Origin of the sequence: Undibacterium sp. GrIS 1.2 (genome assembly GCF_040544435.1) — a bacterium.
GTDB lineage: Bacteria > Pseudomonadota > Gammaproteobacteria > Burkholderiales > Burkholderiaceae_D > Undibacterium.
The window spans coordinates 155,746-165,359 of sequence record NZ_JBEONP010000003.1 but is presented as its reverse complement, the minus strand read 5'-3'; the positions used below and the strand labels follow the sequence as shown (position 1 = coordinate 165,359).

General features: G+C 46.9%; 7 protein-coding genes. 5 read left to right on the top strand and 2 right to left on the bottom strand.

The genetic code is table 11. The features are described 5' to 3' along the window. Nucleotides 1-147: 147 nt before the first annotated feature. Entirely contained in the window at nucleotides 148-1,068 is a 921-nt protein-coding gene (locus AAKU61_RS02485; protein ID WP_354329354.1) for a 1-aminocyclopropane-1-carboxylate deaminase/D-cysteine desulfhydrase, read from the bottom strand. Between the two features lie 164 nt (nucleotides 1,069-1,232). Here AAKU61_RS02485 and AAKU61_RS02480 point away from each other — a divergent pair, with 164 nt between their 5' ends. Further along, nucleotides 1,233-1,844, top strand: a complete 612-nt coding sequence (locus tag AAKU61_RS02480; protein WP_354329352.1) for a peptidoglycan recognition protein family protein — start codon at nucleotides 1,233-1,235, stop codon at nucleotides 1,842-1,844. Between the two features lie 433 nt (nucleotides 1,845-2,277). Here the strand turns inward: AAKU61_RS02480 and AAKU61_RS02475 are convergent, their stop codons facing one another. Then, entirely contained in the window at nucleotides 2,278-2,949 is a 672-nt protein-coding gene (locus AAKU61_RS02475; RefSeq protein ID WP_354329350.1) for a 1-aminocyclopropane-1-carboxylate deaminase/D-cysteine desulfhydrase, read from the bottom strand. Nucleotides 2,950-3,060: 111 nt separating this feature from the next. On the opposite strand from AAKU61_RS02475, the gene AAKU61_RS02470 reads away from it, so the two are divergent. The 4 genes from AAKU61_RS02470 (at nucleotide 3,061) to AAKU61_RS02455 (ending at nucleotide 9,399) form a co-directional block, all read left to right on the top strand. Continuing rightward, nucleotides 3,061-3,717 carry a GGDEF domain-containing protein gene (locus AAKU61_RS02470; protein ID WP_354329349.1) on the top strand — a complete coding sequence of 219 codons (657 nt, stop codon included), beginning with the start codon at nucleotides 3,061-3,063 and terminating at the stop codon, nucleotides 3,715-3,717. 140 nt (nucleotides 3,718-3,857) lie between these two features. Further along, nucleotides 3,858-5,921: a CocE/NonD family hydrolase gene (locus AAKU61_RS02465; RefSeq protein WP_354329347.1), complete on the top strand. Its 2,064-nt coding sequence runs from the start codon at nucleotides 3,858-3,860 to the stop codon at nucleotides 5,919-5,921. 265 nt (nucleotides 5,922-6,186) lie between these two features. Then, nucleotides 6,187-7,950: a cyclic di-GMP phosphodiesterase gene (locus AAKU61_RS02460; RefSeq protein WP_354329345.1), complete on the top strand. Its 1,764-nt coding sequence runs from the start codon at nucleotides 6,187-6,189 to the stop codon at nucleotides 7,948-7,950. Between the two features lie 111 nt (nucleotides 7,951-8,061). Beyond that, nucleotides 8,062-9,399: a bifunctional diguanylate cyclase/phosphodiesterase gene (locus AAKU61_RS02455; RefSeq protein ID WP_354329343.1), complete on the top strand. Its 1,338-nt coding sequence runs from the start codon at nucleotides 8,062-8,064 to the stop codon at nucleotides 9,397-9,399. The last annotated feature ends 215 nt before the right edge of the window (nucleotides 9,400-9,614 follow it).

Here is a 9,614-nt window from a genome sequence, read left to right as displayed (position 1 = left end):
CGGCAACTTTCGACTGGCTGGTCAAAAGGCAGAATGCTATCGCATCTGACCCTTTGACTTTTTATTCAATGTTGCTCTTCGTACTTGAATCCGCCCATTTTTTAACTCATACACCTATCTAGTATATAAAAATACAACTTGCAGGACTTACGCAAAACCACGGGCGCCTTGCAAGCCGCCTGTATGCAATACCAAGACCCGGCGACCGCCTCGCCACTCACCTGACTGTGCCATTTGCATCAGCGCGTAAAATACTTTTCCGGTGTAAACCGGTTCGATAGCGATGCCGGTTTCTTGCGAAAATTCGCTACAAAACTGGCGCAGCGCTGGCGGTGCTTTGCCGTAGCCGCCTTGATGGTAATCGGTAAGTAATTGGTAATTGGTGTGGGCCGGATAGCTTGCCTGTTGTAGAAGGCGAGAGATATCGGCATACAGGTAGTCGGCGTTCTTTAAAACCGCAATCCCCACAGCCTGACTGCGTCCGCGCAACCCTGCCAATACGCCCGCCAGGGTTGCGCCTGTACCGCAGGCGAGTACGATGCTGTCCGGGATGAATCTGATCTGGTCAATGGCCTCGTCCACCAATTCTGCTACGCCATGCAAAGCTGCCGCGCTACTGCCGCCTTCTGGCAGCCAGACATAATCTGCCCCGGCAAAATATGGCGCTGGCAAATGCTGACGCCAGCGATCGTCTGGCTGGCGCAACTGGCGATATTCCTCTCTCGTCACGCAGACGATGTGCATACCCAGTTGGCGACAATCATCTAGCGTTGCCGACTGCACCTCAGGGGCACCACGGACTAAACCAATCGCACGCCAGCCCAACAACGCAGCGGCGTGGGCAGTCGCGTGCAGATGGTTGGACCAAGGGCCACCCATCGTTACCAGGCAAGGCGAACGCCCCGCTAAAGCTTGTAGCGGATACTTCAATTTACGGAATTTATTGCCTGAGACTTGCTGATGTAGCAAATCATCGCGCTTTATCCACACCTCCAGACCGGCGAAGAAGCGGCTTTCCAGTCGCTGACAGGGCGAGACCGGAAAATTAAAAAGAGGCAAAGCAGACATAGAAAATTGCAGAGTGGTGATTCAGATATATATAACTCGAACCAGTATAAATGACATAATTATCTTTATTGCTATATTTTTAATTGACTTATTTGTCGTTTGCTTTACGCTCGATAAACGGCAGGTTTGCTTAGTCAAATTCATTATCCTCAAAGAGGTGAGAAATGCATTTATTGATTGATTTAGATGGCATGGTTGTTGATCGTCGCGTCACAAAAGCCAGAAGTAAAAGTATTGAGCGAGGGAAATTAAAGACGATAAACGGCATCATTGTGCATCAGACTGGTGGCGCTACAGCGCAATCGTCAATCGATAGCTATAAAAACCCCTCTGCAAATGGCGCACATTTTTTGATCGATATTGATGGACGCATTTATCAAACCGCGTCAATTTATCAACAAACTTGGCACGTCGGAAAATTAAAATCACGATGCATATGGGAAAAGCGCTGCACACCTATTGAGTTGAAACAGCTACAACATTTTAGTCCAAGCGGTGAAAACAAACGTGAAATGGCAAAGGATTTTCCTAATAGGTTTCCATCAAACCAAGACAGCATAGGGATAGAGATAGTCGGTGAGGCAACGTCTCCGGCGGGAGGTAAAGTAAACGAGCAAAATCAAGTCTATAGAACAGTAAATAAAGATCAAAATACTTCTTTACAATGGTTAGTGAGTGAGTTGAGCGCCCTTTTAGAAATACAGACCAGCGAAATTTTTAGACATCCCGATGTTTCTAGAAAAAACCCAACTGAAGCGAGCACAGCCAAATGGTAATACGTGTACTTTTGATTGTTGTTTTCTTCGTTGCATATGTTACGACAGAACCTGTCGCTGCAGCGGGTCAATGCACCAAAGGATCTGAGTTTGAACCAGCATTATGTCCGTTGAAATTGGGGAGAGTTAGCAAAATAAGCATCCTAAAAAATGCTGCTAAATCACCCGTTGAGCAAGATAACGCTGTCGTTTGCGATAACTTCTTGCTAAGCCAGGCCAGACTGCGGCAATACTGGAGCCAGGCAAAAATAATCAGGGAAGATGACCTTCACCATACTCTCGATTGGTCGCCATGTTACGCAAGTGGAGAAATACTTTTCTCCGATGGTAGCTCCGCTGAATGGACCGTGAATCAATTCCGGTCTGGCTCTTTGTTAATGAGGAATGGGAAAAAAATATCCTTATATTGTCCCACCTGCAAATTCTCTCCGTTTCAATGGTGACCGAGAGAAATTTTACAGACGCGTATAACTCGGTATGTAAAATATCCACAACTAGAAATAATAGTAGGATTGGCACGCGCAATCTTGCCAAGATATCTGGACATGGCTGCACCCGCGACGCAAGCGAGTACGATGCTGTCCGGGATGAATCTGATCTGGTCAATGGCCTCGTCTACCAATTCTGCTACGCCATGCAAAGCTGCCGCGCTACTGCCGCCTTCTGGCAGCCAGACATAATCTGCCCCAGCAAAATATGGCGCTGGCAAATGCTGACGCCAGCGATCGTCTGGCTGGCGCAACTGGCGATATTCCTCTCTCGTCACGGAGACGATGTGCATACCCAGTTGGCGACAATCATCTAGCGTTGCCGACTGCACTTCTGGGGCGCCACGGACTAAACCAATCGTACGCCAGCCCAACAACGCAGCAGCGTAGGCAGTCGCGTGCAGATGGTTGGACCAAGGGCCACCCATCGTTACCAGGCAAGGCGAACGCCCCGCTAAAGCTTGTAGCGGATACTTCAATTTACGGAATTTATTGCCTGAGACTTGCTGATGTAGCAAATCATCGCGCTTTATCCACACCTCCAGATCGGCGACGAAGCGGCTTTCCAGTCGCTGACAGGGCGAGGCCGGAAAATTAAAAAGAGGCAAAGCAGACATAGAAAATTACTGACAGAAAATATCAAAATGGTAGAGTGAGGTTATTATCGTCTGACTCATGTAATCAAATACATCATCAAACCAAATTAGATGTAAAGATCAGGAATGCCAATGGCTATTGACAACCCCAACGACCGCAATGCCCAACTTAAATTGTCCCAGGCGATCCATAGCCTGAAAACCGGTGCCGAAACAGAAGATGTGTTGCCCGTGCTGGAAACCGTTTTGTCGCATCTGGAGCGCATGACCCGGCACGACCCGTTGACGGGGGCCTTAAAACGCTCAGCCCTGGTTGACCGCCTAAATGACGAGCTGGCGAGATCGCATCGTACCGGCCACACTTTTACCGTAGCGCTGATCAAGCTGGATAATTTTCAAGCAATCATGGACCAACAAGGTCGTAGTGTCGCCGTCCAGGTATTGCGAAAATTAACGGATGAGGCGCAGTTACTATTGCGCACGCTGGATTCTTTTGGTCGTACTAATGCAGATGAATTTGCGATCGTCATGCCAACCACCTGGATAGACCAAAGCGTTAAAGCGATTACCCGCTTAAAAAAAACCTATGCAGCGGTAGACTGGAACAGCATTGCGCCTGATCTCAACATCACGTTTTGCACAGGGCTTACGACCAATGCACAAGGCGACAGCGCCGAAGTAATGTTAGAACGGGCACGCCAGGCTTTGGTGTTAGCCCAGGCAAAAGGGACGGATAGTCTGAGTCAGATCGAGCCAGGATTGCCGGACTTTGATCCTGACAAGCTGTAGGTTGCACATCCCGATTCTGACTCCGCACTATTCAACAACACTATGCTGCAATTGGTTTGGCACACGGGAACTTGTGGTTGTTCAGCTTGTCCATTCAGTCTGCCTGAACTGTTCTCAAAACTCACAATAAAGAAAAGACTATGAGCAAATCACCATTGGTATCGCTTTTGATGAGGAGCGCTGTGATAGGCGCTGTTGTGACTATCGGCACTGCGCATATCAGCAGTTATGCAACTACCGCCAACGCCAGTAGTTACGCATCAAATACAAACGAACAAGCGCCTGGTGACGCCGATAACAGAGCTGACAATAAGGCTGAGCAGACCAAAGCAGAACAGCTAAAGCAGCGTAGCGATTACATCCGAAAAAACTATAGCAAATTTGAATATCGCATCCCTATGCGTGATGGCAAACGGCTGTTTACTGCGGTATATATTCCCAACGATGCCAGCAGCAGCAAGCGCTATCCTATGTTGATGCAACGTACGCCGTATTCAGTTGCGCCATATGGCAGTGAGAATTATAAAAAAGCCCTAGGCTCCACAGCAGAATATGAAAAAGAAGGTTTTATTTTTGTGTTCCAGGACGTGCGTGGCAGCACGATGTCAGAAGGCGACTATGTCAATATGCGGCCACACATAGAGAATAAAACCAAGACCGATTTTGATGAGAGCACCGACACATATGACAGCATTGACTGGCTGATCAAACACATCCCCAACAACAATGGCAAGGTTGGTCAATGGGGTATTTCTTACCCGGGTTTTTATACCTCGGCAGGTGCGATTGACTCGCACCCGGCCTTAAAAGCAGTATCACCACAAGCACCGATTGCAGACTGGTTCCGTGGCGATGATATGCATCGTAACGGCGCTTTCAACTTACAGATGGCATTTGGATTTTTTAGTGGTTTTGGCAAACCACGGCCTGTGCCAACAGACCTGAATAAGTCCAGACCATTCCCTTATGGCACCCCAGACGGCTACCAGTTTTTTATCGACTTAGGTGCGCTGTCCAACGCTAATCCTAAATATTTTAAAAACGAAATCCCATATTGGAATGAGATTATTCAACACCCTAATTACGATGCCTACTGGCAAAACCGTAATTTATTACCGCATTTAAAAAATATTAAAGCTGCGGTACTGACGGTCGGTGGCTGGTACGACACCGAGGATTTATATGGTCCCTTACAAACCTATAAAGCCATCGAAAAACAAAATCCCGGCATCAGTAATAGCATCGTGATTGGTCCATGGACACATGGCGGCTGGACCCGCGGTGATGGCGATAAAGTGGGTGACGCTAACTTTGGTTTTAAGACCGCGCTGAGTTATCAGCCGGTTGAATTCGCTTTTTTTAAATACCATTTAAAGGGTGGCGACAAGCCTAATTTGTCCGAAGCATGGATGTTTGAAACCGGTGCCAACCGCTGGCGTAGTTTTGACGCATGGCCACCTAAAAATACAGAAAGCAAGTCGCTGTATTTCCAATCCAACGGCAAGCTCAGTTTTAAAGCACCTGCTGACGAGGCGATGTCCGCTTCTAGCTCTACATCAACTTCAAACGCCAGCAGCAGTACTAACACCAAGTTTGATGAGTACGTCAGTGATCCCGCCAAACCAGTGCCTTATACCACCGAGATTTCTACCAATTGGAGCAATCAATATGTGGCGGCGGATCAGCGTTTTGCCTCCCGTCGTCCAGACGTGGTGACGTATCAGACTGATGTGCTGGAACGTGATGTCACGATTGCCGGACCATTGACGGCAGATTTGTTTGTCAGTACCACCGGTACCGATGCTGATTTTGTGGTCAAGCTGATTGATGTCAATCCCGCTGAGATGCCGACAGCAGAGGGCGATATTAATCGTGGCGGGCAACAAACTCTGGTGCGGGGCGAACCATTCCGGGCGCGCTTCCGGGATGGTTTTTCCAGTCCCAAACCGTTTGTGCCAAATGAGGTCACCAAAGTAAAATTTGGTATTAATGACGTGCTCCATACTTTCCAGCGCGGTCATCGCATCATGGTGCAAGTACAGTCAAGCTGGTTCCCGTTTGTAGATCGTAATCCGCAGACGTATGTACCGAATATTTTTGAAGCGAAAGATAGTGACTTTATCAAAGCCACCCATAATATTTATCATACAAAAGTAGAAGCCAGCGCCTTGCAGGTGCAGATATTGCCTGCGATGGATGAGTAATTATTAACCGCGCTAGGACTGATGTGATTATTGACATCGACTTAGGCTGGGTGATTTATAAATAGATAAAGCGTCTCTTTTTAGGCTAAAACAGGTTTTTTTTGTGAATAAAATCCCACTTTGTTGTGGGATTTTTATTTACACCTTGCAACGGTAGTTTTTTTAACTAAGTCCCGCTATGATGGGCAAAAAGAAGTTCACATCTTCGATGGGCTTAATAAAATCTTATTTAATTTACTCTACTTACTTAGCTCAATACTGTTTCGTGACCCAACAGCAAAAAAAATTAAGCCAGTCACTGCGAGTCAGTATTGACGATCTGCGTTTAGGGATGTTTATCTCTGAGTTAGATCGGCCTTGGGTCAATTCACCTTTCATGTTGCAAGGTTTTTTGCTCACAGAAATGCTGGATTTAACGACACTGCAATCACTGGTACGTGAGGTCGTGATCGATCCCAGACGCAGTAGTCCCTCATCTCTATTGCATTTGCCTTGGGATAGCCTGCATGAGTTGCCAACACAATCCGACGCTGCCAAATTAATTGCAGGTGATAAAGCCGCCGCAAGCAATAGTGCGGGCAAATCGAACGTAAAAACAAACAGTGCATCAGACAGCAAAAATGACCTTTCTGAGTCTCCTGGTATGTTGGAATCTTTCTGGAGTTGGCTGGATGCGATATTCAAACGTCCTGATAAGTCTATCAGCGTAAGAGGTGGCTCCAAAAAACGGTCGGGCAGCAGCAAGCAACCGAAGCCATACTACTTACGCTATGCCTCCAAAGAGCGTAGTAATTCACAAAAATCAGGTGGTAAAAATACCTCAAACGGACGGGCTGATCGGACTAGCAAATTAACCCCAAGTTCAACTCCCCAGTTTACCCAGTTAATCGCTAATTTATATCCGCGTGACGTCGTCTTTGCTCCGCTGAGCTGGCTTGAACGCTGGCAAAACTGGCGTTTGCAGCAACAGCAGAATAAAACCCATGAGCGCGGTAAAAATTTTCGTAAATTACCCGCGCGCAAACGCAAACGCGATTATTTGCCAAGCTCAATTCCGCTGGTTGTGTATCAGAGTGAAATACCGATTCAGGAGGAACTTAGTTATGCTCGCTCTGGTATCAGGCAAGCTGACGATGTATTAAAAAAATTATCCTCCGATATCCAAAACGATCACAGCATTGCGTTAGAAGAGATTCAGCCTACGGTGCAGTTATTGAGCGAAAGCGTGATTGCTAATCCATCTGCATTGATGTGGCTGGTGCGCATGCATGCAGAAGATACCAGCACCTACACACACAGTTTAAAAGTCGCTATCTATATGATGACGCTGGGTCGTCATTTAGGGTTTTCTCGCCAGCAGTTAACCGAGCTAGGTTTGATTGGCTTATTGCTTGATATCGGCAAGCTGGAATTACCCGATACTTTGTTGAAAAAACCAGACAAATTATCCGACGATGAAAACATATTAATGCGTACTCACGTTGCCGCCAGTATTGATATCCTTGTCAGCAAAGAACCGCTAACACCTAACGTCATGCTAGGGATCAGCGAGCATCATGAACGTCTGGACGGCAGCGGTTATCCATATGGCTTGTCTGGTGGCGGGATCAGTATTTTTGGGCGTATGGCCGCGATTGCAGATAGTTTTGCCGCAATGACTTCCTCACGTCCTTACGACATTACCCGCTCGTCTTTTGATGCAATGAAAGAATTATTCAAACAGGCGGGAGTGCAATTACATGCACCGTTAGTTGAGGAGTTTGTTCAGGCTGTGGGGATTTTTCCGGTCGGCAGCATGATAGAACTATCGACAGGTGAGGTCGGGATTGTGCTGGAGCATAATAAAATTCGCAGACTAGAGCCAAAAGTGTTGCTACTTACGGCTGCTGATAAAAGTTTGTTGGCAAAACCAAACTTACTCGATTTGATGTTACAAGAATATACGGAAGAAAATGAGAGAATGAAGATCTTGCGCGGTTTGCCAGACGGTGCGTATGGTCTGGCTTGCAGAGATTTTTATCAGGGGTGAGACGAAGAACGTCATAAGATAGTCGTCGTCTTAGCATGAGTTTAAAGGTCGTAGATGGGCAGCATATTGACAGTTCATCAGTAGTTTGCCCCCAATTTTTAGAGTACATCCATGTTGCCGCCAGCTGTTACACCACCAGTCTCATCTCAACCGCAGCCTCAACCCCAGTCTCCATCTTCATCGGAGTTGCTGTCGGTCGGTGCCTTCTTCTCAGAATTGCAAACGGTGATCGCCTCCGCTAGCGAGACCTCTTCGGTCGCTGTCTTAGTCATGTCGCTACAACGTTCAGAGCGGATTGCTGCGCTGCTACTGGATGAATACGCGGATGAGGTAAAGCGCCAATTTCTGGTTCGTGTACATCCGGTTTTACGTAGCAAAGATAAATTCGTCTTCGTCAATGAAAACGAATGCTGGTTTATTCTGCCGCAACTTTCATCCGAAGCGCTCGCCATCCTTGCGGTGCATCGTTTGTTAGGTGAACTCAGTACTCCATTGCGGGTTAATGAGCACACCGTATTTTTGATGCCCAGCATTGGTATTGCCTGCGCACCCATGCACACCCTCTCTGCGCTGGCTTTGCTGCGTACAGCAGACAATGCACAAAAACATGCGCACGCGGCCAATCTCAAATTTTTGATGGCGGCGACGGAAGATAACAATGATGTCATCGCTGCCGACTTGCCTAAAATACTAGGCGAAGTGTTGAACGCTAACAGCTTAATGGTGGTGTACCAGCCTAAGGTCGATTTAGTCACTCGCCGCATGGTGTCTATCGAGGCTTTAGTGCGTTGGCCTTACGATCATCCCCGTAGTGTTCCCACTAATATTTTGATTGATGCGGCAGAGCGCAACGGCATGATAGAAGCACTGACCTTGCAGGTATTAAATACGGTCATGCGTGAGTACTGTAATTGGAAAGCCGCCGGCCATGAGATTTTAATTTGGGTGAATTTATCCACACGTCTGCTTGAGCTGGAGCAGTTGCCACAAATTTTGCAGCGCGTATTAAGTGTCTGGGATGTGCCTGCCTCTGCGATTGGTTTAGAGATTACCGAGAGCGCATTTATTCATGATATTGAACACAGCACCGACTTGCTGTTTGAGCTGAAAAAACTCGGCTTCCATTTGTCGATAGATGACTTTGGCACTGGCTATTCTTCGCTCGCGTATTTGCGCCGCTTTCCCATTGATGAGTTAAAAATTGATCGCATGTTTGTGCATGGCATGAGCAATTCCATACAAGACAAACAGATCGTACAAAGCATCATTGACCTAGCGCATAACTTTGGTCTGCCCGTCGTTGCTGAGGGAGTAGAGACACCAGAAACGCTGGCTGAACTAGAGGCGCTGGGCTGCGATCAGGTGCAAGGATATTTCTTCGCCAAGCCTATGCCAGCTGAACAGCTATTGTCCTGGCAAGATCATTTTCATCACGCTAAAGAAAAGTAAAACTAAAAAGTAATTCTGCTTGTAGGCGATCGCTTTTGTCTATGGTTTTGCCGTCGATCACAGCGTCATTTTAAAAACGAACTAAAATATACTCCTGGTATGTATTTTTTAATCGTCCATAATATTATTGGGCAATACGGCTATTTCATAATAAATAATGGGGAGTATATTTAAATCAAGCTAGTTCTTCATCCAGATTAAACGTATTTCTCGGA

Excerpts from the sequence above, each read along its gene's own strand:
- AAKU61_RS02475 (WP_354329350.1), bottom strand. The coding sequence starts at position 2,949 with ATGTCTGCTTTGCCTCTTTTTAATTTTCCGGCCTCGCCCTGTCAGCGA.
- AAKU61_RS02480 (WP_354329352.1), top strand. The coding sequence starts at position 1,233 with ATGCATTTATTGATTGATTTAGATGGCATGGTTGTTGATCGTCGCGTC.
- AAKU61_RS02465 (WP_354329347.1), top strand. The coding sequence starts at position 3,858 with ATGAGCAAATCACCATTGGTATCGCTTTTGATGAGGAGCGCTGTGATA.
- AAKU61_RS02455 (WP_354329343.1), top strand. The coding sequence starts at position 8,062 with ATGTTGCCGCCAGCTGTTACACCACCAGTCTCATCTCAACCGCAGCCT.
- AAKU61_RS02485 (WP_354329354.1), bottom strand. The coding sequence starts at position 1,068 with ATGTCTGCTTTGCCTCTTTTTAATTTTCCGGTCTCGCCCTGTCAGCGA.
- AAKU61_RS02470 (WP_354329349.1), top strand. The coding sequence starts at position 3,061 with ATGGCTATTGACAACCCCAACGACCGCAATGCCCAACTTAAATTGTCC.